Raw genomic sequence first — 23,961 nt, forward strand, 5'->3', positions numbered from 1 at the left:
CACTAGCTGGCCTAAATCTCACGCTCTAGCGCGTCGAACGCCGCCGCCAATATCTCGGCAAGAGGACGCTTGCCGTCCTCCCGATCCAACGTGTCCAGCGACAGGCGCACCGCGCCGATCGACAGCATCGCGATCATCCTGAGCGCCGTCTCGCGCTCCGGCTCGGGCCATTTCTCACGCAACGCTGCGAACAAAGTCTGCTCGTGCCGCACATAACTGGCAACCTTGCGCGCCTGCACCGCCTCGCTCGCCCGCATCAGCCGGTCGAGTTTCAGCAGCTCATCCGCCGGCACCGGCGCCGCGACCCGGATCGCCGCATCGCGCACCGCCTGGAGCGGCTTCTTGGTCGCGGGCTCATCGGCGAGATGGGCCGACAGGATCTCGCCCATCGCATTCTGCATGGTCAGCAGAATGTCGTCCTTGGTCTTGTAGTAATAGAAGAAGGTTCGGCGCGAAATATCGGCCGCCGCGGCGATGTCGTCGATCGTCGTGGCATCGAAGCCGCGCTCGATGAACAGCCGGATCCCGGCTTCCTTGATCCGCTTGGCGGTCTCGCGCCGCTTGCGCTCCCGCAGTCCCTCGCCCGGCGGATTCTCATTGCTGGCAGGCGTCACAATTTACCCTTGATGCAATTTTGCACTCAATGTAGATATGTTTTTACACTAAGTGCAAAATCGTAGAAAGGCAATGCCGTGAGTCGATGGACTGAAGCAGACATCCCTTCGCAGAAGGGGCGTTCGGCAATCGTGACGGGCACCGGCGGCCTCGGCTATGAAACCGCCCTCGTCCTCGCACGGCACGGTGCAGAGGTGATCATCGCGGGCCGCAACCCCCGCAAAGGCGCCAAGGCGATCGCGAAGATACGCGCCGATTGCGGGTCGGCCAGCACGCGGTTCGAGGAGGTCGACCTAGCCAGCCTTCGATCCATCGCTGCCTTCTGCGAGCGGCTGAGGGACCAGCGCGGGAGCCTCGATCTGCTGGTCAACAACGCAGCGGTCATGGCTCCGCCGGAACGGCGGGAGACGAGCGACGGCTTCGAACTCCAGTTCGGCACCAACTATCTCGGCCATTTCGCGCTGACCGCCGGTCTGCTGCCGCTGCTGCGAAGCGGCAGCAACGCGCGCGTCGTGACCCTCTCCAGCGTCGCCGCTCGCGGCGGTGCGATCGACTTCGACAACCTCGATTCGAAGAAGGACTATCGCCCGTTCCCGGTCTACAGCCAGTCCAAGCTCGCCTGCCTGATGTTCGCCTTCGAACTACACCGCCGCAGCGCCCAGGGCGGTTGGGGCGTAGCCAGCATCGGCGCCCATCCCGGCGTTAGCCGCACCGATCTGATCCCCAACGGCGCGGGCAGCAGCAGCATCAACGGCTGGGTACGCCGCTACCTGCCCTTCCTGTTCCAGCCCGCTTGGCAGGGCGCCCTGCCGACCCTGTTCGCGGCAACCTCGCCGCTGGCCAAGGGCGGTGGCTATTATGGGCCACACCGGCTCGGCGAGACCCGCGGCTATCCTGTCGAAGCCCGGATCCCGCCCCAAGCGCTGGATCAGGATGTTGCAACGCGCTTGTGGAGGGTCTCCGAAGAACTGACCGGCATCAGCTTCCCGTCGAGCGAATCGGCGGCCGGGTGATAAACCGAAGGTCGCGGGTTCGCTTCCTGCAACGACACTATCAGAAACCTCGTGATTGGGCATCGAGCTCTTCAACCCGGAGCAAAATCTCGAAGCCGCAGCGGGGCTGGACGAGGCCGCGCCGCCGCCCGAGCGGCGTAAATCGTGTAGCCGCAGAGCAGACCATACATCGCCAGCCCCTCCACCTGCCAGAACGGCATCGTCGCCATGTTGAGCAGGAAGAAGGCAAAATGCGCGGCGACCAGTTTAAAGCGCTCGCCCCGGGATGCGGCTGCGGCCACGAACATCACGGTCCAGAGCGTGATCATCGCCGCCACGCCGAACCAACCGAGCTCATAGAGCGTGCCGACCAGGGTATTATGCGGATAGACCTTGAACAGCCCCTCCCAGCTCTCGGGCCCGAAGCCGAACAGATGTTGGAGTGGCGTGCCTTCTGCCCAGGCATAGATGTAACTGCTCCAGATCAGCGGCCGCGCCGACATCACCCGGCGTTCGAGATAGTCGAAGTCGCGGGGCGACTTGATCAGCCCAGCAGGGTCCGAGAGGAAGGCGCCCAGATCCGCGAACTTGGTGCTGTAGAGCAGCACTCCGACCGAGACGAGCAGTACCCCCACCACCACTGCCGTCACCGCCATCGACCCGCGCTGGTCGCGGCGCACGCTCAATGTGAGCCCGCTCAGCAGGGTCGCCAGCGCCAGCGGCACGAATGCAAGGATCGTCGTGCGATAGCCGGCGAGCAGGATGCCGATGAACGTCGCCGCCAGGAACGCGACGCGCACTACACGCGGCGCCGATCGGGCAAAGCAGCCAACCAGGAATCCGGTCATCATCGCGACCGAGAACGCCGCCTCGTGGTTGTAGCCGCCGACCCAGACAACCCCGTCGCCATCCTCCGAACCTTTGGGCAGGTGCAGCGCTAGCGACAGCGCCTGGAATACCAGCAGTGGCAGGAAAGAAACCATCGCCCAGCTGAGAAACCGCGCCTCGGGATCGCAGCGCAGCGCCTGGAACACGGCGATGACGATCACGGTCATATAAGCGTATTTGACGCCCATATTGACGCCGCCTGCCGGATCGCCGTTGAGTGTTGCGCTGACCAGCGCCAGCACGACCAGGGCATAGACCGGCAGCAGCCATTTGAGCGCGAGATTGGCGGGCCGTACCACGAAGAGCAATCCGAACGCCGTCACCCCGATCGAGAGCAGCGCGTTGCCCGAAAGCCCGCCTGCGAGCGGCTTGAACATGTAGAGGTGATAGGCTCCGGCAATGTAGCGCAGCCACAGCGCCACTACGACAAAGGTGCCGGCGGCGCTTCCCGCCCGCCGCGCGGCGATCACCAGCGGCACCAGCAGCAGCACCGTCACCGGCACCAGAACGCCGAGCCCGAAGGCTGGGCCATAAGGCAGCGCCTGCGGGTTCACGACCCCGCCCGGTCAGTCCGCATAGTAATGGCGATAGCTCTTCATGAAGGTGCCGCCATGCTCGTGCCCGGCCCGCTCCTGTTCGCGCACGTCCACCAACGTCAGCACCGCGCCCAGCATCTCGGCATGGACATCGTAGAGCCGCCTGAGCGCCACCGAGGCAGCCTTGGCCGGTGTCCTGCGCCAGCGCACGAGGAACACCACGCCGTCGGCCATGCTGGCGATCACGCGCGCCTCATCGACCGGCAGCACCGGCGGCGTGTCGAGGATCACCAGATCGTAACGTCCGCGCACCTGCTCGATCAGCTCAGCCAGCCTCGGGCTCTCGGCCAGGCTGATGCCCTTGGAATCGAGCCGCTGCGGCAGCAGGCATGCATCGGAGAGACTGTCCTTCACGATCGCCTGCTCCAGCGTGGCACGGCCGGCGAGCACTTCATCCAGCCCCAGCGTGACATTCTCGGTGAACTGGCGGCTGGAGGCGCGCCGGCGCGCGTCGCAGTCAATCAGCAGCACCTTGCCGCCGGCCACTGCCACCGCGCGCGCCAAGCCCATCGCGGTGGTGGTCTTGCCTTCGCCGGGCACCGAGGAAGTGATCGCGACGACGCGAATCGGTTTGGTTGTGTCGGCGAACTGGATCGAGGTGCGCAAGGTGCGGAACGCCTCGGCGAACGTCGATTGCGGGCGCTTGAGCGGCAGTTCCGCTGGCGGCGCGGGCGGCCCCGACTTGCGATAGCCGGGCAGCGTGTTCGCATCGGGGATCGAGGCGAGCGTCGGCAACGCCAACAAGTCCTCGATCGCGTCGCTGGTCTCCAACCCGCGCTCCAGCAACTGGAGCAGCACCACCAGCAGCACGCCCACGCCAAGTCCACCGACCAGGGCCATCGCCGCATAGATCAACGCGTTGGGCGAACTGGGCGCGCCGGGCACCCGCGCGCGGCTGATGATGTAGGAATCGCTTTGCTCCAGGCCGGACTGTGCCACCGTCTGGCGATAGCGGTCGAGGAACGCCTGATAGAGCGTGCGCGACGATTCGGCGTTGCGCTCCAACTCGTTGAGCCGGACCGAGGCTTCGTTGTCACTAGCGAGCTTGCCCTGTGACTGTGCCACCGATCCGGCAAGCGAAGCCGCCCGCTGGGCGGCGATGTTCGCCTGAATGGAAACATTGGCGACAATGCGCTGCACCTCGGCGGCGATCGCCTGGTCCGCGGCGCGAAGTTGGCCCTGCACGCGGACGAGGTCGGGATGACGGGGGCCGTAGCGCTTCTCCAGCGCTGCGGCTTCGCGCGCCACCTCGGCACGCTGAGCGCGCAGTTGGCTGACCACAGGCGAATCGAGCGAATCGCCCAACTCCTCGCCGCTCCGCCCGCCGCGCAGCTGGGCGCGCGCCGCCGAGAGCCGTGCCTGGGCCGCAGCATTCTCAGCCTTGGCTTGGGCGAGCTGGGTAGAGAGGCCGGACAGCTCCTGCTGGGTCACCGTGCTGGCGTTGGAGACGGCGAACAGATTGTTCGCCGAACGATAATCGGCGACTGCACGTTCTGCGTTGAGCACTTGCGCACGCAGCTGCTGCAACCGCTGGTCGAGGAACTTGCGCGCGCGCTGCGTCGCCTCTGCCTTGGCGCCCGCCTGGCCGGAGACATAGTCGTCGATTAACGCGTTGGCGACCTGCGCCGCCTGAACCGGCGTGGCGCCCTCGTAAGAGACGCTGATCGAGTATGAGAGCCCGTCACGCTTCACCGTCAGACCGCCGAGCAGCGTGCCGATCGCGCGCTGGCGCCCGATCAGGTCAGGCTGCGCCGGGACGGGCTGGCTGGGCACAGCGGCCTTGTTGAACGCAGGGTCGCGATCGAGACGCAGCCGGTCGACCACCCGGCCGATCAGCTCGGGCGATCGCAGCGCCTGCACCTCGGTATCCACCGCTGCCGAATCCGGATCGGTCGTCGGCACCACCGAATCAACGTTGATTACGCGTTCGGCCGTACGCTCCAGCGCTACCTGCGCGGTCGCCAGGTAGCGCGGTTCGGCGACCAGATAGGCCGCCGCGGCCACCACGATCGCCGTGACCATCGCCGCGCACAGGATCAGCCAGCGCCGCCGCAGGATGGCGCCGACATGGCGCAGGTCAATCAGCGCGCCACGATCGACCTGCGGGTCCGCATCACGGCGTGGCGGCAAGCGCCGGGTGATCGCGTCCATGTCACGCCGTGGCCATGAAGGCGCGCACGGCGGGCGCGATGTCGGGCCGGGCCAGCGCCAAAGCGAGCGTCGCAGTCACGAAGCCGCTTTTGTCGCCGCAGTCATAGCGCCGGCCCTGGAAGGTAACGCCGTGGAACGGCTGCCGGCCGATCATCCGCGCCAGCGCGTCGGTAAGCTGGATCTCGCCACCCGCACCCTCTTCCTGGCCACTCAATATGTCCATCACCTCGGGCTGGAGGATATAGCGGCCGATCACTGCCAGCGTGGAAGGCGCCACATCGGGAGCGGGCTTCTCGACCAGCCCCAGCACCTCGGTCATCGCGCCGGCGCGCGCGCCTGGCGTGACGATGCCGTACTTGCGCGTGTCCTCCGGTGCCACTTCTTCGGTGCAGATCAGATTGCCGCCGAGCTCGGCATAGGCGTCGACCATCTGCTTCAGGCAGCCCGGCTCGCCGATCATCAGATCGTCCGGCAACAGCACCGCGAAGGGCTCGTCGCCGACGATGCGGCGCGCGCACCACACGGCATGACCGAGTCCCAGGGGCTCCTGCTGCCGGACGATGGTGATGTCGCCCGGCGCGGTCCGCGTGCCGTCGAGCACGTCGAGCGATTTGCCGCGCCGCGTCATGGTCTCTTCGAGCTCGAAGGCGTGATCGAAATGATCATCGATCAGGCTCTTGCCGCGGCTGGTGACGAAGATGAACTGCTCGATGCCTGCCTCGCGCGCCTCGTCGACGGCATATTGGATCAACGGCCGGTCGACGACCGGAAGCATCTCCTTGGGCATCGATTTGGTGGCGGGAAGGAACCGGGTTCCGAGGCCGCCAATGGGGAAAACTGCTTTGCGTACTCTTCGCATCTTCCACCCTTTCCTGGTTGCTGGCCCCCCCGGAAGACCAGCATCAACCGTCAGGGCGAGACGAACTCGCGGATACGCTGCCCAACGGGCAAGCCGGATCCGCCAACGCGATCGATACGTCCTGACAAACCAACGCTGCGCCTTCGCGCTGCATTGCAGCAAGAGGCTGGCGTCGAAACGTGTCCGAACTGCGTCCGGCCCATTGCGACGCTATGTCGAGGCGTTGGGGGGTGGTGAACGATCCCTTCCATCGTCTCGCACCTTCGCGGGGAATGACCAGGAGTCGGCAGGCGTAATCCCAGCCTGCTTGACTCTCGATCTAGAGCTTGGGCGGTGCCCCCGCGAACGAAACCCCGCCCGGCACAGAGCCCTGGCCGCGCCGGCGCACAAGCGGCGTACCGGGCGGAACCTGGATATCGTGCGAGCCGATGATGATCCGGGCCGGGCCGTCATGCACGTCGAAGATCGGCCATGCCTGATTGCTCTTCACCGTCAAATGCTCGATATGGATCACCAGCGGTGCGCGCAGCCCCTGCGCGGCCATGATCGAAAAATGGTTCGTGTCGCCGATTCCGCCGATCTTTCGCGGATTGACGCTGGTCAGCCGCGTCGCGCGAATACTTGACCAGAGCCGAAAGTTACGCGCGTTGCGTCCGCTGATACAGTCGTCGAGCAGGGTATCGGTGGATTTCAGGTCGAACCCGCCGTCGCTGTTGTCCCAGGCGGCACACTGGCGGAACAGGATTCGCGCATTGCCACGCTCAGTCGAAAAGCCGTCACCGTTCCAGTATTTGCGCTCGCCACGCTTCCAGCAAAAGCCGCGCATCGTGCAGCGTTCGAGCCGGAAATCGTGCGCGGTGTCCGCGAAGGAAATGCCCACCGGCAGGTCATGTGCGCCGGTGGTGAGCGTGCCGCTGGCGGTCACGTCCTGGATCACGCCGTCATGGCTGGCATAGCGGATGCGGGCGAAGCTGCGACGGAGGCCGCTCGCCCGGGCGCCGCGCACGCGAAGGCCCACGCAATCGGCGCCTGCCTCACGCGGCACGGCGGTGTTTTCGATCACACGGTAGCCGCCGACGACCTCAATGTCGGAGATCTGCACGCCACGAACCGAGTCGCGAATCACGAACAGCCCGTTGCCGACATCGCGGGCATGCACGCCGCGATAGACCGCGCCCGAGCGTACGACATAGACTGGCTCGTCTTCAGCAGCGATGCGGACCGGCCCTATGGGAAAGCGGGAATTCATGCCGGCCATGGCCGCTAGTCCGGGGAAATGCGGCGAGGCCAGCGCCATGCGACGCGGCGTGGCGCCTCCGTGCTCAGTGCAATGCGGGCGCCGCCCCGCCCAGTTCGTCGCCGGCTTCGCGGGTCGAGGGGCGGTTTATGCCCAGCAAGGGCTGGTGATGGACTTGGCGCGCACGGCTGAAACGGCGAAAGCCCTCCTCTCCCTCGCCGATGCCGAACGTCATCCCCGCATTTGCCTTGTGCACCTTGGTGAGAGAGCGCACGTCGATGGCGATCGTCGACGAGAGCGTTCGCTCCACCACGTGCCGGCGCTCGGCGGCGTCACGTCCGAAATAATAGATGGCTATGGGGGGCGGGCGCCGATGGATCGCCGCGATCGCATCCTCGATGCGCGCATAGTTGCGCAAGGGAAGGATCGGACCTTCGATCTCCTCCTGCATCACCAGCATATCCTCACTGGCGTGACGGACGATGTGAAGCGGCATGCCCGCACCGCGTGGTTCGGCGGTCATCACCTCGCCCCCGCGCGCGCGCGCGTCATCCAGGAGCCGCGCGAGCCGGCCGCCTTCCTCCGCGGAGAGCGGCGGCACCACCTCTGCCCCGGGCCGCATCGCCGCGCGCCACAGCCATGCAGCGATTGCCTCCTCCTGCTCCTCGGGTACGAGCAGGTAATCGGGCGCCAGCGAGAATCTCCCGCCCTTCGCGCGCTTGTCGGCAACCACGCACGCCGCCGCCCGGGCGAAATCAGCCGAGCGTCCCAAGATCGCTGGCGACTTGCCCGAGCCCGCAAGCGCGATCCCCTTACCCGTCGACGCATCGGCCACCAGCAGGTCGAAGCCCACCCCGGCAAGGCCCGGACCGGACTCGCCAGGCACCACCGCCAACTCGAGCGGATCGAAGAAGTCGGGCGCCAGCGACTCGAATAGACTGGCCAGCTGCGGCGACGCGTCATCGAAGCGGAGCATCACGCGGTTCCCCGCTGCCAGCGCGCTCGCCAGGACGCTCGCCGTCCGGAGCAGCGGCAGCGCGGCTGGCGCCGCAATGCCGACCACACCCAGCGGTTGATACTCGACATAGTCGCCGCCCAGCCCCAGCCAAGTACGCAGCGCGCTTTTGCCTTTCGGGCGCATCCAGCCCGCGACATTGCGTTGTGCATCGCGGAGGGTGGCCAAGGCCGGCACCACTTCGACGCGCATCGCCGATTCGGCATCCTGATTCGCCTGGTCGGCCACAAGTGCGGCGCAAAGCGCGTCCGCGTTCCGCTCGATCATCAGGGTCGCCCGCTGCAGTCGATCGCGCCGAATTGCCGGCGGCACCGGCAGCTCGGCGAAAAATGCAGCGCGTTGCGCTTCAAGCATCCTCTTTGTTCCTACGGCTTGTCGCTTGATCTTCTACTCCGTCGCCGATGCGTGGCAAGTTCAAGTCGAATCGTTTCGACGCATGGGAGCCAAATCGCCCCGGCGTCGTTCCAGCAGCGGCGGGAGCTGTTCCTTGCGAAGCCTTCATTCTTTGCGCAATGCAGCGAAGTAGCGACCCTGATTCCACCGAAAATCATTTCGCCGACGATTTCCCTCACCTCGAAGCTGGCAAGTTGACGCGCTGAGCACGCGAGTCGAGTGTTCGCAAACGCAGCAGAAATCTCGTCTCCGCGTATTTAGGAGCAGCGCACCAATGCGTATCGTGATGATCGGGTCCGGCTATGTCGGGTTGGTTTCGGGCGCGTGCTTTGCCGATTTCGGCCATCACGTGACCTGTGTCGACAAGGATGCGAACAAGATCGCACGCCTCCGCGCCGGGGGTATTCCCATCTACGAGCCCGGGTTGGACGAGTTGGTCGCGCGTAACGTCGCGGCCGGCAACCTCGTCTTCACCACCGAGCTTTCCGAAGCGGTTGGCCTAGCCGACGTCGTGTTCATTGCGGTCGGCACCCCGAGCCGGCGCGGCGACGGCCATGCCGACCTCTCCTATGTCCATGCCGCCGCGCTCGAGATCGCCGGTGCGCTGGATGGCTTCACCGTGATCGTCACCAAATCGACCGTCCCGGTCGGCACTGGCGACGAGGTCGAGCGGATCATCCGCGAATGCAATCCCGCAGCCGCCTTCGCGGTCGCCTCCAATCCCGAGTTCCTGCGCGAAGGCGCCGCGATCGAGGATTTCAAGCGCCCCGACCGCGTGGTGATCGGTATCGAGGACGAACGCGCCCGCGCGCCGATGGAGGAAGTCTATCGCCCGCTTTCGCTGAACAAGGCGCCGGTGCTGTTCACCAGCCGCCGCACCAGCGAGCTGATCAAGTACGCGGCCAATGCCTTTCTCGCGATGAAGATCACCTACATCAACGAGATGGCGGACCTGTGCGAGCAGGTCGGTGCCGATGTGCAGGAGGTGGCGCGCGGCATCGGGCTCGACGATCGCATCGGCGCCCGCTTCCTCCATGCCGGCCCTGGCTATGGCGGCTCCTGCTTTCCCAAGGACACGCTCGCGCTGATGAAGACGGCCCAGGATCACGACGCGCCGCTACGCCTGATCGAGGCGACGATCGCGGTCAACGAGCAGCGCAAGCGCGCGATGGGTCGCAAGGTGATCGCCGCGATGGGCGGGCGGGTACGCGGCCGCACGGTCGCAATACTCGGCCTCACCTTCAAGCCCAATACTGACGACATGCGCGATGCGCCGTCGATCGCGATCATCCGGGCCTTGCAGGATGCTGGCGCGAAGGTCCGCGCCTATGATCCTGAAGGGATGGCCGCCGCAGAGGCGCTGCTCAGCGACGTCGAATATGCCGAGTCCGCCTATGCCGTGGCCGAAGGGGCGGCGGCCGCGGTGATCGTCACCGAATGGGACGCGTTCCGCGCGCTCGACCTCAAGCGCCTGAAGGCGGTCATGGCCGATCCGGTGCTCGTCGACCTGCGCAACATCTACCCGCCTGCCCAGGCGGAGGAAGCGGGGCTGCGCTATGTAAGCGTCGGCCGGCCGAGCAAGTTGGAGGATGCCACGGTCTCGAACCGGAGGCAGGCAGCGTGACGGCCAGCGCCCCCATTCTCGTGACGGGCGCCGCTGGTTTCATTGGCCATGCGGTGTCCGAACGGCTCCTCGCGCGCGGAGAGCGCGTAATCGGGCTCGACAATTTCACCGACTATTATGACGTTTCGCTCAAGGAGGCGCGCGTCGCGCAGCTGATCGACAATTTCAATTTCCGGCTGGTCCGCGGCGACATCGCGAGCCCCGAGCTCCTCACCGAGCTGGTGGCCGGGAACGGGGTGCGGCGTATCGTCCACCTCGCTGCCCAAGCGGGAGTGCGTTACAGCATCGAGAATCCCCTCGCCTATGAGCACAGCAACCTGAAGGGCCATCTCGCCGTGCTCGAGGCGGCGCGCCACGCCGGCAGTATCGAGCATCTCGTGTACGCCTCATCGAGCTCGGTCTACGGCGAGCGGCCCCTGGGCGGCGCCGGCTTCCGCGAGGACGAGCCCTGCATCGCGCCGGTCTCGCTCTACGCAGCCACCAAGCGCAGCTGCGAGTTGATGAGCCAGAGCTACGCCACACTCTACGGCCTGCCGCAGAGCGGGCTCAGATTCTTCACCGTCTACGGTCCTTGGGGCCGTCCGGACATGGCCTATTTCGGCTTCGCGCAGAAGATCCTGCTCGGCCAGCCGATCGAGGTGTTCGGCGAAGGCCGGATGGCGCGCGACTTCACCTATATCGACGACATCGTCGATGGCGTGGTCGGCGTGCTCGACAGGCCGCCATCCAGCGGCACGCACCGGCTGCTCAACATCGGCGACTGCAATCCCGTCGGCCTGATGGACATGATCGCGTTGATCGAGCGCGCGCTCGGCCGGCCGGCGATCAAGCTGATGCGGCCAATGCAACCCGGTGACGTGACCGCAACCTATGCCGACATCTCGGCGATCCGCGACCTGACCGGGTACAGCCCCAAGGTTCCGCTCGCCCAGGGCATCGAGCGGTTCGTGGAATGGTATCTTAGCGAAATCGAACAAGGTGGGAGAGGGCCGATGGCAGCGGTGGCCTGAGCCGGAAAATCCGACCAGGTCATGTGAGGAGTATCAACATGCTGCAACGGACGAGCATGCACATCGGCGATCCAGAGGGACTGCCCACCATCTGCGTGACCGGATTGCGCGGTTTCCCGCACGTAATGGGCGGGGTCGAGAGCCATTGCGAGGAGCTGCTGCCACGGATCAAGGCGCTGTGGCCCGATCACCGCTCGATCGTGCTCGGCCGCGCACCCTATCTGCCCGAGTCCCAGACCGAACATCGTGGCGTGGAGGTCGTCGGCATCCCCTGCCCGCGTTCGCAGAGTCTCGAGGCGATCGTCGCCACCTTCCTCGCCGTATTCTCCGCCTGGCGGCGCGGCGCGAGCCTGATCCACATCCATGCGATCGGCCCGGGACTGATGGCGCCGCTTGCCTGGCTGCTCGGTCTCAAGGTGATCGTGACGCATCACGGCACCGATTATCACCGCGCCAAATGGGGCCTGCTCGCGCGCAATGCCCTGCGCGCGGGCGAATGGCTGGCGGTCAATTTCGCACACCGGGTGATCGCCGTCTCGCCCTCGCTGGCAACCCAGCTCAAGCGTAACTTCCCGGCCCGCGCCCAAACGATCAGCTACATTCCGAACGGCACGTCCGAGCTGCCCGACGACGCCGATCCGGATCTGGTGCTGGAGCGGATCGGTGTGGAACGCGGCGGTTTCCTGCTTGCCGTCGCTCGGCTGGTGCCCGAAAAAGGCCTGCATGACCTGATCGCCGCCTTCGAGGCATCGAACTGCACCGAGAAGCTGGTGATCGCCGGTGCCGCCGATCACGATAGCGACTATGCACGCACGCTGTTGGATCGCGCCAGCGAGCGGGTGATCTTCGCCGGGGTCCAGTCTCGTGCCACACTCAAATGCCTCTACGAACACTGCGCCCTGTTCGTGATGCCCTCCCATCACGAGGGTTTGCCGATCGCGGCATTGGAGGCTGCGAGCTGCGGCGCGCGGATGCTGCTGAGCGACATACCCGCCAATCTCGATATCGGGCTTGAGTCGCGAAATTACTTCCCGGTCGGCGACGTCGCTGCGCTCACGCAGCGGCTCGACATGGATTGCGCGGATTTTCTGATCGACCGAGACACCGTTCGCGCGCGCTTCAGCTGGGACAAGGCAGCGGAGGACACGCTGGCAGTCTATCGCAGCACGCTAGCCCAGAGCCGGGTGGTGCTTCGGGCTTCCGGCAATCCAGGTGTCGTCAAGGGGTGAACCCAATCCCCCTCTCCGTCCAGGAGAGGGCTACACGGCTAGCCGAGCCACTACCTCGGCTCGGTCTGCCGCCTCGATCGTTCCCGAAATCTCGATTCCCGCCAGACCCCGCACCGCATGCGCAATCGCCGGTCGCCACGCATCTCCGCCCCACTCCCAGCTGCGGATTCGCCAACGCTCCTGCCCATCGGCATCGATTGCCAGCGGCGGCCGTCCTGCCCCCTCGCCCTCAGAATCCCGTGCGATACACGCTCCGGTACCTGCAAGCCCTGCAATCGAAGCCAGAAGTTTACGACGGTCCATCCCGATAACCTCACCGATGGTCAACATAATAGCGGCTTAACCATGCTGCGGCGCAGCATGATGCTATCGATATAAAGCTCGCCACCACAGCAAGGGTCGTTCGCCATGCCAAGCCTGTACATCTCGCCTGCCGGATCCGGGGACAAAAGCGGCAGCGACATCAACAACGCAGCGTCCATCGGTTCGCTCAACACGCTGATCGGAAGGGCGGGCCCCGGAGGCGAAGTGCTGCTACTGGCCGACCAGGGAAATTACAACGTCACCGGCATCCTTGGCATCACCCGCGGTGGAGCGGAGGGCCAGCCGGTGATCGTGCGAGGCATCGATTCCGACGGCAATGCCATGGCCGCGCATTTCGTCGGCTCGCGCCCGGCCGACTGGCAGGCGGGCGATGCCTCCGGTAACGAGCTATTCAAGCTCGGCACCGGCGCGGACAACCTCGAATTCCGTGACCTGCGGATCGACAATGTCGGCACAGCCTTCCGCGTCACTGCCGATCTCGGCAATCTCCACATCGAGGATGTCGACGCGAACAATGTACGCCGCTTCTTCGAAGATTATTCCAGCGCACCCTCGGGCACCGCGACGATCACCGGACTGACGATCCGTGACGTCAACGTGCAGGGCTTCTCCAAGACGGCGATCCGCCTTCAGTATGACACCAACAACGTCGTGATCGACAATGTCACGGCAAATATGGCCGGACAGACGGGCGACGACCTGCCCGCGGGTGTCCATCTCGACGACACCGTCCACAACGTCACGCTCAGCCGGGTCGTGATGGAGAATGTCCAGAGCACTTCCGGCGCCTATTTCAACGGCGACGGCTTCGCGAGCGAGCGCGGGGTCTATGACGTGCGCTTCATCGATACGGTCGCGCGCGGCAACAGCGACGGCGGCTACGACCTCAAATCGAGCGGCACGCTGGTCGTCCGGGCGCTCAGCGAGGAGAATGGGCGCAACTACCGGCTCTGGGCCGAGGCGACGTTGATCGACTCGGTCGGCTTGAACCCAGTGCTGCGGGGCGGCATCTCCGAGCAGAACCAGCTTTGGCTCGACAGCGCCGCCAATGTCACCGTGATCGGCGGGCGCTTCGACGACGCCGGATCGCGTACCAAGGTAATCTCCTCGCAGGGGCGGCTCACCCTGCAAGACGTCGAAATCACCCGGTCCGAGCTCTCGACGCTCGCAACCCGCGATTCGCTCCCCGGCCTCGTCGGTGCTGAGACGATCCGCGAAACGCTGACCGTCGATCAGGGCGAAGCCTCGCCCGGCGCGACCGACTTTATCGCGCTGCTTCCCCTGCCCACCGTCCCCACGGCGGACGCACTGCTAGGCACGGCGGGCGACGACATCTTCCTTGTCGATGATACCGGTGACCGGATCACCGAGGCCGCCGGCGCGGGGTTCGACCGGGTCGAGACGACGCTCGACAGCTACACGCTGGCCGGCAATGTCGAACAGCTCATCCGCCGAGGCGCCGCCGATTTCACCGGCAATGGCAACCTGCTCGCCAACGCGATGATCGGCGGCGCGGGCAGCGATACGCTGGGGGGGCTCGGCGGCAATGACGACCTCGCCGGCAATTCGGGCGACGACACGCTCGCGGGCGGAAATGGCGAGGATCTACTCCGGGGGCAGTCGGGCTCTGACATGTTGCTCGGCGGCTGGCAGTCGGACACGCTCATCGGCGGCGCGGGCGCGGACCGGCTGGTCGGCGACCAGGAATGGCTGAGCAGCCAGGGCGCCAACGACCGGCTGGACGGCAGCGACGATGCCGACCTGCTGATCGGCGATGCGACCAATATCTATGGCAGCGGCAAGGGCGGCAGTGACCGGCTGACCGGCGGCGCGGGTGACGACATCCTGATCGGCGACGGTGACGTAATGAGGGACGGCGCCAAGGGCGGCGCCGACACGCTCGAGGGCGGCGACGGCAATGATTGGCTCTATGGCGACGGCCGGGAGACGACCGCGACCGTGGCCGGCGGAACCGACAAGCTCTATGGCGGCGACGGTCCCGATTACCTGATCGGCGGTGGCGGCAACGACCTACTTGCGGGCGGTGCGGGCGCCGACTGGTTCGTGTTCGCGCCCGGCTCGGGTGCCGACGAGATCAGCGACTTCATTTCGGGCATGGACCATATCGATCTCAGCGCTTTCGACATCGCTTATGAGCAACTTAGTTTCACGACGGGCGTGGATGGAGTGCGCATCACCATGGGTACGGACAGCATCTTCGTCCGCGGAGCGCAGGGGTTTTCACCCGACGATTTCGTCTTCGGCTGACTCTCGCCTTTCCCGAGGGAGGGGTGTTGCGGGTTTCGGATCAAAAGCTTGGAGCTTAGACCGATTCTGCACCGGTCAGCGGCACAATCTTCGGCGATGACGTCCGAGCCATCCTGCAGGATCAGGGCGCGGCAAGCTCTTCCGGCACCGTCTGACGCGAACGGGTGGAGCTGCCGGTCGCGCGCCGGATCACCGCCTTGCCCAGCCGCTGCCCCGGCAGCTCGACCAAACGGTAGGTGAGATAGGCCAGGCCATAGGTGACCGGCACCACGATCGCCCCGGTCAGCGCAAACCGCTCGATCGCGCCGAGCCCGGTGCCGAACCGGCCGATCACCGCCGCCGCGACCGGCTGGAGGATCAGCAGGTGGATCAGATAGGTGCCGTAGGAAAGCTCCCCCAGCCAGTAGAATGGCCGGCTTCCGAGCAGTCGCGCCACACCATCAATGGCGCTCAGCCTGCGCAGATGGACCAGCGCGAAGAAGCCGAGCACGAGCAGTTCGCGCACCACAAGATGGAGCGCATCCTGATCGCCACCGATCGGGATCGCGGCGAGCAGCATCGCAGCGGCGAGATGTAGCCAGACGCGCCTGCCCAGCCCAAGATCGGCAGCGATCAGCATGCCGCACAAAAAGAGGTGAAGCTTGAGCGGCAGGAAGGACGGCATCGGATAGTCGAGCCCCGCCGCCGTCGCTGCCAGCGCCGCCGCCGCGCCAGCGCCGCCGGCAATCAGCGCAGCCCCTATCCAGCCCGCGCGGCGGGCGAGCAACACCAGAAAGGGAAAGAGCGCGTAGAATTGCATTTCCAGCCCTAGGCTCCAATCGGGCAGCGGGCTGCGAAAAGCGTAGCCGGGCAGCAACCCGAACACGAAGCTCACATGCGCCGCGACATTGACGAAGCTGGAATCGGCGTAGCGCTCGCGCGGCTGGAGCTGTTGCCCCAGGAAGCTGTCGATCGCCACCCGACTCTCGTAGATGGCCGGCCCCGCGATCAGCGCCACTGCCAGCGTCAGGTAAAAAAGCGGCGCTAGGCGGAAGAAGCGGCGCGTCCAGAACGCCGCCCAAGTGGCAGGCGCGTTCCAGTCCTCGCGGCCCGCGCGCAGCTGATACTGGAACACCATCAGGAAGCCCGAGAGCAGGATGAACAGATCGACGCCCAGGTCGGGCTTGCTCACCAGCGGCAGGCGGAATCCGGTGAGGATCATCGTGTGCCCGATCAGCACCCAGAGCGCCGCCAGGCCGCGCAGGCCGTCGAGACATTCGACTCGCCGAGTGTCGACTCGTTCCATGCCCATCGTGCACCTCCGCTGTCGTTCCGGATGCGCGGGTGATAGCCGCCCGGCGCCGTGAAACTACCGCGCGACGCCCGCTAATCGGCCAGCCGCCCCGCCCGAACGATAGAGCGGGCCCGTATATGGTGCATCGCAACAAATTCGCGTGATAGGCCTTTCTACCGGAGCCGGATTCCGCACGAAACGCCAGCGAGGAATGATGCCGGACAGAAAGCGGATAGTGTTCGCGATCAACTCGCTCGCAGGCGGCGGCGCCGAGCGGGTGCTCACCACGCTGCTCCGCGGCTCGGTGCCTTGGCGCGCGCGCTATGAAGTTCATCTGGCGCTGCTCGACGACGAGCCGCGCACCTACGCCGTGCCCGACTGGGTCGAGGTTCATCAGCTCGATGCCCGTCACCGACTACTGCCGAGCCTCAACCAGCTGCGCTCCCTGATCGGCCGGCTCTCGCCCGACGCGACGCTCAGCTTCCTCACCCGCGCCAATGTCGCCAACGCCTGGGCGATGGCGGGGCGCGGCCGGCCGTGGCTGATCAGCGAGCGCGTCAACACCAGTGCGCATCTGGGCAAGGGACGCGGGGCGATCGCCGCCAAGGCGATGGTCCGCATGACCTATCCGCGCGCCGCGCACGTCATCGCGGTGTCCGAAGGGGTGGTCGACGATCTCGCCTGCAATTTCGGCGTGGCGCGCTCGCGCATGTCGGCGATCGCCAACCCGGTCGACCACGCGCAGATCACCAGGCTCGCCGCCGAAGCGCCCGCCTTCACTCCTGCCGGCCCCTATATCGCCGCCGCCGGCCGGCTGGTGCCCAATAAGAATTTCGCAATGTTGCTGCGCGCCTATGCGCAAGCGAACCCGGCCGAGCGGCTTGTCATTCTGGGCGAGGGCCCGGAGCGCTCCGCGCTCGCCGCGCTGGCCGCGACGCTCGGCATCGCCGATCGGGTCGACATGCCCGGCTTCGTCGCCAATCCCTATGCGCTGTTTGCGCGTGCGCAGGCCTATGCCATGCCCTCCAATGCCGAGGGTTTCCCCAATGGGCTAGTCGAAGCGATGGCTTGCGGCGTCCCCGTCGTCGCCACCAACTGCGCCTCCGGCCCGTCCGAAATCCTAGCCGATCTTCCCCGAAATGCTGTCGCGGGCGGAATCGACGTGGATGCCGGCGCGTTGGTCCCCACGGATGACCCCACAAGCTTCGCCGCGGCGCTTCTCCGGGTGCTCACCGAGCCCCGCCGCAGCGCTTGCGGCGCGCACGCGCTCGCCCGGTCGCGCGCCTATGGTGTCGAGCAGGCCGCCGCGAATTATTGGGCGCGGATCGAGGCAGCGCTTGCTGCGTCGCCTGCCGCCGCGCCCCGACCCAGAAACCATGTACAGGCGCGTTCGGGAGTAAGCACATGAAATGGCATATGCACATCGCATTGGCGGGAGCGCTGTTCGGCGGATGTGCCGGCCAGGCGCCACTCGCCGGCAGCGGCGCTCCGCCGCCTGCCGCCGCAGCCTTCACTTTGTCCCCCGGCGACAAGATCAAGGTGGCGACCTATGGCGAAGTCGCGCTCAGCGGCGATTTCGAAGTCTCGCCCGCGGGCACGATCGCGTTCCCGCTGCTCGGCGAGATCAAGGCCGCCGGCCTCCAGCCCGACCAGCTTTCCAAGACGATCGAGACCGAACTGCTCGACGGCTATCTGCTCCAGCCCAAGGTCACGGTGCAGGTCGCGAGCTTCCGCCCCGTCTATATATTGGGCGAGGTCAACAAGCCCGGCGAGTATCCCTATACGCAGGGGCTCACCGTTCGTGGCGCGGTCGCCAAGGCGGACGGCTTCACCTATCGTGCCAATGAAAAGCGCGTCTTCCTCAAGCGCGCGGGCGAGGCCGGCGAGCGCGCCTATCCGCTGACCGCCGATTTCGCGGTGCTGCCCGGCGACACGATCCGCTTCGGCGAGCGCTATTTCTGATGGACATGACCACCGCATCGCTCGCGCCCGCGCTCGACGAGCCGCTACCCGAAAGCGGCAAGCCCCATCTGCGCGGTTGCCCGGTCAGCTTCGCCAAGCTGAAGGCGCTGCTCGCCGCGGACCTGTACCGCTATGCGGGTCGGGTCAGCACCGGCGCCTTCCTCAAGCATTATGCCTTCACGCCGGGCTATAAATACACCGTGCTGATGCGCACCGCGGGCTGGCTCAAGCTCAAGCCCGCCAAGGCATTCGGTCTCTATCCGTTCGCCAAATGGCTGCTGCTGCGTGCGCGGTACAAATATGGCTTTGCCATCCCCGAATATATGGAGATCGGCCCGGGCCTGTTTCTCAACCGGTTCGGCGGCTTCTACTTCCACGGCGACACCGTGCTGGGCAGCAACGTCAACGTCACCCATGGCGTGGTGCTGGGCTACATGAACCGCGGCGCCAAGCGCGGCGCCCCGGTGATCGGCGATCGCACCTTCCTGGGCTCCGGCGCCAAGGTGATCGGCGGGATCCAGGTCGGCGCGGAAGCAGCGATCGGCGCCAATGCGGTGGTGACCAAGGACGTGCCGGCGCGCGGCGTAGTCGGCGGCATTCCCGCCAAGCTGCTCTCGGACCAGGGATCGGACGGGTATATCAACCGCCTGGCCCCGCCCGAGCTGCTCGCCGCGTGCGAAGGGGCGCTGCACGGCTGGACCCAGGATCAGCCGAAAACGAAGTCGTTCTGATCCAGCGACGTGACGCCGCGCACGAGGATCGTGTCGGTGCCGCCGAGCTGGATCGTCACCCCCGCGCTGCTCATGGTGAAACGCAGCGCCTCATAGGCGATGTCGAAGGCGCTGAGGTCGATCCGGTCGGCTTCGGCGCCGCCGCGCGTGAAGTCTGTGATCTCATCGGCGCCCGATCCCCGGGCGAAGACGAAGCGGTCGCTCCCGCCACCGCCGGTCAGCTTGTCCGCGCCGCCGCGCGCGCCGGCCGCCATGTTCATCGCATCGCCGTACAGCACATCGTTGCCGAGCCCGCCGATCAGCGTGTCCGCGCCACCGATCCCGGTCGCCGTCATGCTGATCCCGTCGCCGACCAGCACATCGTCGCCGTCGCCGCCATCCAGCGTATCCCTTGCGGCGGCGGACGAGACCCATTCGGTGTCGCCGACCAGAAGATCACTGCCTGCGCCGCCATAGAGCCGGTCGGTCTGCTGTCCGCCGTACAGCGTGTCGCCGTCGTCCTCGCCGTAAAGCGCATCCTCGTTCTTGCCTCCATCGAGCCGGTCGGCGCCGACACCGCCCCGCAGCGTGTCGTTGCCGTCGTCACCCGAGAGCGCATCGTCGCCTTCGCCGCCGGCCAGCACATTGGCACCCGCACTGCCCAGCAGCACATCTGCAAAGGCCGAGCCCTGCGCATTCTCGATACTGACCAGCCGATCGCCCATGGCATCGCCGCCTGTCGCAGTCTGGGCGCGCAAATTGACCAGCACCCCACCGAGCGATCCGGCATATTCCGCGGTGTCCGATCCCGCGCCGCCGTCGAGCATATCACCGCCCGCCCCGCCGCGCAGCACGTCCGCGCCGTCTCCGCCGGCCAGCCGGTCCTCGCCACCGCTGCCGACGATGAAATTATCAAGCGCATTGCCGGTCATCGTCGCACCGATGGTCCCGGTATAGACCAGCTCCTCGATATTGGCGCCGAGCGTGTAGTTGCTCGCGGCGGTGCGGACGCGGTCGCGCCCCTCCCCCGCTGCCTCGATCACCTGATCGCCGGTCTCATACACGACGTAGAGATCGTTGCCGGTGCCGCCGCGCAGCAGATCGTTACCGCTGCCGCCGTCGAGCTGGTCGTCGCCGGCGCCACCGACCAGCCCGTCGTCACCGCCGCGCCCATAGAGGATGTCGCCGGCCACCGGATCGTCGCTGCCGGTGATACTGTCGGCGAAATTGGAGCCGATTACGGTCTCGATGCCGAATAGCCGGTCGCCCTCGGCCTCGCCACCGTGATTGACGTTGGTGACAAGGTTCACGGTGATCGCGGCGGACTTGGTATAGTCGACCTGGTCGCGCCCCGCCCCGCCGTCGAGCAGGTCCGCGCCCGCGCCGCCGACCAGCTTGTCGTCGCCGTCGAGCCCGTAGAGCGAGTCACCCAGCCCCTTGCCGTAGAGGCTGTTGTCGAGCGCGTTGCCGGTACCGGCGAAACCGCTGCTGCCGGTATAGCTGAGATCCTCGACGCCATCGGCGAGCGTCAGCGAGGACAGGCTCGTGCGCACGATATCGAGCCCGCCGCCGACCACCTCGGCCACCTGGTCGCCGGTACTGTCGACGACGTAGGAGTCGTCGCCTTCGCCGCCGATCATCGCATCCGCGCCCGCGCCCCCGTCGAGCGTGTCGTTGCCCGCGCCGCCCTCGAGCCGATTGGCGTTCGCGTCGCCCGTCAGCATGTCGGCGAAAGCGCTGCCTACGACGCCCTCGATCCCGGCGATAGTGTCGCCCTGCGCATCGCCGCCCGACAAGATGTTGGTCGCCAGATTGATCTTCACGCCCGCGGCGCTGCCCGCATAGACCGCGATGTCGAAGCCGCCGGCGCCGTCGAGCCGGTCGCCCGCGCCGCCGCCGACCAGGATCTGGTCGCCTCCGTCGCCGATGATCGTATCGGCGAAGCCGGTGCCGATGAAATGCTCAATCCCGTCGAACCGATCGCCCTCGGCCTCGCCGCCGCTGCTCGCGCCGGTCTGGAGGTCGATCGAGACGGCGACCGCATTGGCGCTGTAGTCGACTGTATCGACGCCGCCCCCGCCGATCAGCATATCGGCGCCCGCGCCACCCTGGAGCCGATCGTCGCCGCCGCGCCCCTCGAGCCGGTCCGCTCCCGCGCCGCCGTACAATACTTCGGCAGCGCCGATCCCAGCCAAGGCGTCGTCGAAGGCCGAACCGATCAATGCTTCGATGCTCACCAGCCGGTCGCCCGCCGCTTCACCCGTACCGGCCTGCACCGCCAGGGCAAGGTCGACCTGCACCGCCGCCGCCGAGCCCGAATAATCGGCGCTATCGAGGCCGTCGCGCCCATTGATCAGGTCTGCGCCCCTGCCCCCGACCAGCCGGTTGTCGCCTGCATCGCCACTCAGCGTATCATCGAAGGCCGAGCCGACCAGACCCTCGATCGCGACAAGGCTCACCCCGCCCGAAGCCGTGCCGACCGCAAGGTCCGCCGTCACCGCGCTCGCGCCAGTCGAAAAGTCGGCGATGTCGATACCCGTTCCACCGTCTAGCCGGTCCGCCCCGCCCTTTCCGACCAGCCGGTCGTTACCGCCGCCGCCCGACAGCCTATTGGCCGCGACGTCGCCGATCAGCACGTCGCCAAAACTGCCGCCGACCAGATTCTCGATTCCCGCCAGCATATCGCCCTGGGCATCGCCCCCGCTGCCGGTACCGCCGAGCACCACGTTCACCGCTGCGCCGCTCGCCGAATAATCGGCAGTGTCGATCCCAGCGCCGCCGGTCAGCTGGTCCGCGCCCGCACCACCGATCAGCACATTGTCGAAGCCGTCGCCAGTCAGTAGATCGGCGAAGGTAGAGCCGATCAGCCGCTCGACTCCCTGAAGCCGGTCACCCTGGGCATCGCCGCCAATCCCGGTGCCGGCGAGAAGATCGACCGTGACCGCGCCGCCGCTGCTCGAATAATCCGCGCTGTCGAATCCGATACCGCCGATCAGCGTATCGGCACCCGCGCCGCCGACCAGCAGATCGTCGCCGCCGCGCCCGTCGATCCGGTCGTCGCCCGCGCCGCCGCCGATCCGGTCCACGCCCCCGGTGCCGGCGAGCGTGTCGGCAAAGCCCGAGCCGTCCACCGCCTCGATGCCGGTCAGCCGGTCGCCCGCCGCTTCACCACCGCTCGCCGCGCCATCCGCTAGATCAACCACCACCCCCGCACTGCTGCTGCCATAATCCACCCGGTCGATCCCGGCTCCGCCGTCAAGCACATCGGCGCCCGCGCCGCCGTCGAGCGTGTCGTCTCCCGCGCCACCCGAAAGCGTGTCGTCACCGTTACCGCCGAACAGCCGGTTCGCGCCCGCATCACCAGCCAGCGTGTCGGAAAAGGCCGAACCCTCGACATCCTCGAACCCATCGAACAGATCGCCCTCGGCATCCCCGCCGCTGGCGGTAAGCCGTGTCAGATCGGCCCGCACCCCGGCAGCGCTGCCTGCGTAGCTGAGCAAATCGCACCCTGCACCGCCGACCAATATGTCCGCGCCCGCGCCTCCGGTCAGTACATCGTCGCCGGCATTGCCGACGAGCATGTCGCGGCCCGCACCGCCCAGCAGCGCATCGGCATTCGCCGTACCGCCCATCAAATCGTCTTCGGCGGTTCCCGCGGCCACCACTACGCGCTGGCCGTCCAGGGTCAGTATTGATCCGGCGCCCTTCTTCGACATCACCGTGCCGGCACCGGTGGAGAGGCCATAGTCGCGCACCGTCAGCGCGCCATTTCTCTCGGCGAGGTTGAACAAAGTCGGCGAGCCTGGATCGGAGAAAAGCGCCCCGTCGATCGTCGCACTAGCGCCTTCGGCCAGCCAGATATGCTCGCGATTGCCGCCAGCCAGCGGCGCGCCGGCATCGAGGCTGACGATGTTGCTCAATTGCACGCCCGTGCCCCACAACCGGATGTTGCGGCCATTGCCGGAAACGATCGCACCGTCGACGACGATATTGTCGCTCTTCAGGTCGAGCCCGCCATCGCTGTTGCCCGTGGCGATCACATTGCGCAGCGTGATGTCGTATGTACCGCGCTCGGTCGCGAACCCGTCGCCGTTGCGATAGTCGTTCACCGTGTCGAGCGCGTTGCGCATCGCGACGCGATCGATCGTCACGTCGTGCGCGGTGCCGGTAATGTGGATGCCGATCGCGAAATTGTCGCCATCCTGGAACTGGCTGTCGCCGCGCACGTCTTCGATCAGCACATTGTTGCTGTCATATTGGATGCGGATCGCGCCCTTGGAATAGCCGTCCACCGCGACGTCGCGGATCGTCAGCCCAGTGATCGTCGCACTGGCATTGGCCCCCGAGACCATATTGTCGAAGAAGCGCGAGACGTTCGTGGCGCCGACATGCTCGATCGTCAGGTTGCGGACATCCGCGCCGACGCGAAAGGCCGTGCCGACATTCTCGAAGGCAAGATCGCTAAAGCGCAGATTGTCCGCGCCGCTCAGCAGCCGAAATATCTCCTCACCCGAAAGGCCTGCCGGGTCAAAGGGCTCGCTCCGCGTGCCGGCGATCGTCGCTGCCATCGCATTGCCCGCGCTGTCGATGCCGCGGATCGTCACCGGTGCGCTCGCGGTGCCCCCCGCAACGATGGCCAACGCCCCCGTCGGCGCAGCATAAGCACCCTGATCGGCGAGCAACAGCACCTGCCCGCCCGGCCCCGCCGCAGCGATCAGCTGCGGCAGATCCTTCAGCGTCGCGGCATTCGCGGCGCTCGAGCCGTCGCCCGAGCCGCTGCCGGTCGGCGAGATGTAGAGCGTAGGCATGGCAAGG

At 66.5% G+C, this 23,961-nt stretch carries 18 protein-coding genes; 9 read left to right on the plus strand and 9 right to left on the minus strand.

Annotation, left to right across the window (positions count from 1 at the left end):
• Positions 1-11: 11 nt before the first annotated feature.
• Positions 12-614 (minus strand): TetR family transcriptional regulator, encoded by a 603-nt coding sequence (locus ACO227_RS16805; RefSeq protein WP_423603296.1) that lies wholly within the window; start codon positions 612-614, stop codon positions 12-14.
• Between the two features lie 132 nt (positions 615-746).
• On the opposite strand from ACO227_RS16805, the gene ACO227_RS16810 reads away from it, so the two are divergent.
• On the plus strand, positions 747-1,628 hold the full coding sequence (locus ACO227_RS16810; RefSeq protein ID WP_423603298.1) for an SDR family oxidoreductase: 882 nt from the start codon (positions 747-749) through the stop codon (positions 1,626-1,628).
• Between the two features lie 71 nt (positions 1,629-1,699).
• On the opposite strand, the gene ACO227_RS16815 is transcribed toward ACO227_RS16810, so the two are convergent.
• The 5 genes from ACO227_RS16815 to ACO227_RS16835 form a co-directional block, all read right to left on the minus strand.
• Positions 1,700-3,049: a hypothetical protein gene (locus ACO227_RS16815; RefSeq protein ID WP_423603300.1), complete on the minus strand. Its 1,350-nt coding sequence runs from the start codon at positions 3,047-3,049 to the stop codon at positions 1,700-1,702.
• A gap of 12 nt (positions 3,050-3,061) precedes the next feature.
• Positions 3,062-5,242 carry a GumC family protein gene (locus tag ACO227_RS16820; protein WP_423603301.1) on the minus strand — a complete coding sequence of 727 codons (2,181 nt, stop codon included), beginning with the start codon at positions 5,240-5,242 and terminating at the stop codon, positions 3,062-3,064.
• 1 nt (position 5,243) lies between these two features.
• Positions 5,244-6,101: a UTP--glucose-1-phosphate uridylyltransferase gene (locus ACO227_RS16825; protein ID WP_423603302.1), complete on the minus strand. Its 858-nt coding sequence runs from the start codon at positions 6,099-6,101 to the stop codon at positions 5,244-5,246.
• Between the two features lie 319 nt (positions 6,102-6,420).
• Positions 6,421-7,398, minus strand: coding sequence for a hypothetical protein (locus ACO227_RS16830; RefSeq protein WP_423603304.1), 978 nt, complete (start codon positions 7,396-7,398; stop codon positions 6,421-6,423).
• A gap of 25 nt (positions 7,399-7,423) precedes the next feature.
• The gene (locus ACO227_RS16835) at positions 7,424-8,707 is read right to left on the minus strand and encodes an aldehyde dehydrogenase family protein (RefSeq protein ID WP_423603305.1); all 1,284 of its coding nucleotides are present in this window, start codon (positions 8,705-8,707) and stop codon (positions 7,424-7,426) included.
• A gap of 47 nt (positions 8,708-8,754) precedes the next feature.
• Between ACO227_RS16835 and ACO227_RS16840 the strand changes: the two genes are divergently transcribed.
• The 4 genes from ACO227_RS16840 to ACO227_RS16855 all read left to right on the plus strand — a co-directional run bounded on the left by ACO227_RS16840 (position 8,755) and on the right by ACO227_RS16855 (position 12,609).
• Positions 8,755-8,952: a hypothetical protein gene (locus ACO227_RS16840; protein WP_423603307.1), complete on the plus strand. Its 198-nt coding sequence runs from the start codon at positions 8,755-8,757 to the stop codon at positions 8,950-8,952.
• A 68-nt stretch (positions 8,953-9,020) separates the two neighbouring features.
• Complete coding sequence (locus ACO227_RS16845) at positions 9,021-10,370, plus strand: UDP-glucose dehydrogenase family protein (protein ID WP_423603308.1); 1,350 nt, start codon at positions 9,021-9,023, stop codon at positions 10,368-10,370.
• 53 nt (positions 10,371-10,423) lie between these two features.
• Positions 10,424-11,380 (plus strand): NAD-dependent epimerase/dehydratase family protein, encoded by a 957-nt coding sequence (locus ACO227_RS16850; protein WP_423603310.1) that lies wholly within the window; start codon positions 10,424-10,426, stop codon positions 11,378-11,380.
• A 38-nt stretch (positions 11,381-11,418) separates the two neighbouring features.
• Positions 11,419-12,609 (plus strand): glycosyltransferase family 4 protein, encoded by a 1,191-nt coding sequence (locus tag ACO227_RS16855; protein ID WP_423603312.1) that lies wholly within the window; start codon positions 11,419-11,421, stop codon positions 12,607-12,609.
• Positions 12,610-12,932: 323 nt separating this feature from the next.
• On the opposite strand, the gene ACO227_RS16860 is transcribed toward ACO227_RS16855, so the two are convergent.
• Positions 12,933-13,091, minus strand: coding sequence for a hypothetical protein (locus ACO227_RS16860; protein ID WP_423603314.1), 159 nt, complete (start codon positions 13,089-13,091; stop codon positions 12,933-12,935).
• 46 nt (positions 13,092-13,137) lie between these two features.
• Between ACO227_RS16860 and ACO227_RS16865 the strand changes: the two genes are divergently transcribed.
• Positions 13,138-15,201, plus strand: coding sequence for a calcium-binding protein (locus ACO227_RS16865; protein ID WP_423603316.1), 2,064 nt, complete (start codon positions 13,138-13,140; stop codon positions 15,199-15,201).
• Positions 15,202-15,322: 121 nt separating this feature from the next.
• Here ACO227_RS16865 and ACO227_RS16870 read toward each other — a convergent pair whose 3' ends face one another.
• Positions 15,323-16,486 carry an acyltransferase family protein gene (locus ACO227_RS16870; RefSeq protein ID WP_423603318.1) on the minus strand — a complete coding sequence of 388 codons (1,164 nt, stop codon included), beginning with the start codon at positions 16,484-16,486 and terminating at the stop codon, positions 15,323-15,325.
• A 223-nt stretch (positions 16,487-16,709) separates the two neighbouring features.
• Here ACO227_RS16870 and ACO227_RS16875 point away from each other — a divergent pair, with 223 nt between their 5' ends.
• From ACO227_RS16875 to ACO227_RS16885, 3 genes are read left to right on the plus strand one after another with little or no spacing between them, the layout of a single operon-like run.
• The gene (locus tag ACO227_RS16875; protein ID WP_423603320.1) at positions 16,710-17,882 is read left to right on the plus strand and encodes a glycosyltransferase; all 1,173 of its coding nucleotides are present in this window, start codon (positions 16,710-16,712) and stop codon (positions 17,880-17,882) included.
• Positions 17,879-18,436 carry a polysaccharide biosynthesis/export family protein gene (locus ACO227_RS16880; RefSeq protein WP_423603322.1) on the plus strand — a complete coding sequence of 186 codons (558 nt, stop codon included), beginning with the start codon at positions 17,879-17,881 and terminating at the stop codon, positions 18,434-18,436. Before ACO227_RS16875 ends, ACO227_RS16880 begins: the two co-directional genes overlap by 4 nt.
• 5 nt (positions 18,437-18,441) lie before the next feature.
• The gene (locus ACO227_RS16885) at positions 18,442-19,167 is read left to right on the plus strand and encodes a serine acetyltransferase (RefSeq protein ID WP_423603324.1); all 726 of its coding nucleotides are present in this window, start codon (positions 18,442-18,444) and stop codon (positions 19,165-19,167) included.
• Here ACO227_RS16885 and ACO227_RS16890 read toward each other — a convergent pair.
• Positions 19,143-23,954 (minus strand): hypothetical protein, encoded by a 4,812-nt coding sequence (locus ACO227_RS16890; RefSeq protein ID WP_423603326.1) that lies wholly within the window; start codon positions 23,952-23,954, stop codon positions 19,143-19,145. The genes ACO227_RS16885 and ACO227_RS16890 overlap by 25 nt on opposite strands.
• Positions 23,955-23,961: the final 7 nt, after the last annotated feature.

The sequence above is a fragment of the Sphingomonas sp. MS122 genome, assembly GCF_049532975.1.
GTDB lineage: Bacteria > Pseudomonadota > Alphaproteobacteria > Sphingomonadales > Sphingomonadaceae > Sphingomonas.